At 60.9% G+C, this 1,444-nt stretch carries 1 protein-coding gene; it reads left to right on the top strand.

All coding sequences use genetic code 11. The features are described from left to right. Positions 1-54 precede the first annotated feature (54 nt). A complete protein-coding gene (locus J2045_RS23120; protein WP_307377768.1) occupies positions 55-1,425 on the top strand; it encodes an IS1182 family transposase in 1,371 nt (456 codons plus the stop codon). Positions 1,426-1,444: the final 19 nt, after the last annotated feature.

Genomic DNA, 1,444 nt, shown 5'->3' with positions numbered 1-1,444 from the left:
TCAGACTGCTGACAAACCCCTGGTCACATCCAGGGGTTTATGATTCACTGGGACATGTTGAAGAAACCTGCTCCCGAACAGACGGCTCTTGAGATGGTGACGCTCGACAGTCTGGTGCCGAAGGATCACCTGCTTCGCAAGATCGATGCGGTGATCGACTTTTCCTTCATTCATGATCGCGTTGCCGGCCTTTACTGCGCCGACAATGGCCGTCCGCCGCTCGACCCGACCTTGATGTTTAAAGCGCTATTCCTCGGCTACCTGTTCGGGATACGCTCGGAGCGTCAGTTGGCGCGCGAGATCGAGGTGAATGTCGCCTATCGGTGGTTCCTGCGCATGAAGCTGACCGACCCGGTCTTCGATGCCTCAACGCTGTCCCAGAACCGCCGCCGCCGCTTCAACGACACGTCGGCGGCGCAAGATATCTTCGATGCCATCGTGGAACAGGCGATCCGCCACGGCCTGGTGGATGGCACGCTGCTCTACACGGATTCGACCCATCTGAAGGCGAATGCCAACAAGGGCAAGTATGATCTTGAGATGCTCGCCAAGTCGCGGGCCGACTACTGGGCCGATCTCGACAGGGCGATCGAGGCCGAGCGGGCGGCGCACGGCCAGAAGCCGCTGAAGGACAAGGCCCGCGAGCCTGAGGTGAAGGAAAGCAAGGTCAGCCGCACCGATCCGGATGCGGGCTACATGGTGCGCGACGGCAAGCCCAAGGGCTTCTTTTATCTCGATCATCGCACCGTCGATGGCCGCCATGCGATCATCACAGATACCCATGTGACGCCGGCCAATGTGCATGACAGTATCGTCTACCTGGAGCGTCTCGACCGTCAGCGCGAGCGCTTCAAGTTCAATGTCGGTGCGGTTGGGCTGGATGCGGGCTATGCCACATCCGGCATCGCCAAGGGCCTGGAGGCGAGACAAATCCTCGGCGTCACCGGCTATCGCAACCCGACCCCGCCCAGGGACGGGATGATGCGCAAATCGAAATTCGTCTTTGAGCCCGAAGCCGATGGCTATCGCTGCCCCAACGGTCAGCTGCTCACCTATGCCACCACCGATCGCTCCGGCTACAAGCACTACCGTTCCGACCCGACCGTCTGCCGCGACTGCCCGCTTCTGGCGTCGTGCACGTCGAATGCCAAGGCCGAGCGGACCATCACCCGCCATGTCTGGGCTGATGCCCGAGAGCGCACTGATGCCCATCGCAAGACGGCATGGGGCAAGGCTATCTACAAGCGGCGAAAGGAGACGGTCGAGCGCTCTTTCGCCGATGCCAAACAGCTTCACGGCCACCGCTACGCCCGCTTTAGAGGCCTGATCAAAGTCCAATGGCAATGCCTGCTGGCGGCCGCTGCGCAGAACATCAAGAAGATCGCAATGGCAATGACCAAAGCCCCGAACCGAGCCTGGGCATAAGGGCACAGGTGCGATGGAG

This window comes from Peteryoungia aggregata LMG 23059 (assembly GCF_030814435.1).
Classification (GTDB): Bacteria; Pseudomonadota; Alphaproteobacteria; order Rhizobiales; family Rhizobiaceae; genus Allorhizobium; species Allorhizobium aggregatum.
The sequence above is the reverse complement of the archived record's forward strand: the minus strand, read 5'-3'. Positions and strand labels throughout refer to the sequence as shown.

Bases quoted from the DNA above. Each gene is read 5' to 3' on its own strand.
- J2045_RS23120 (WP_307377768.1), top strand. From the start codon at position 55: ATGTTGAAGAAACCTGCTCCCGAACAGACGGCTCTTGAGATGGTGACG.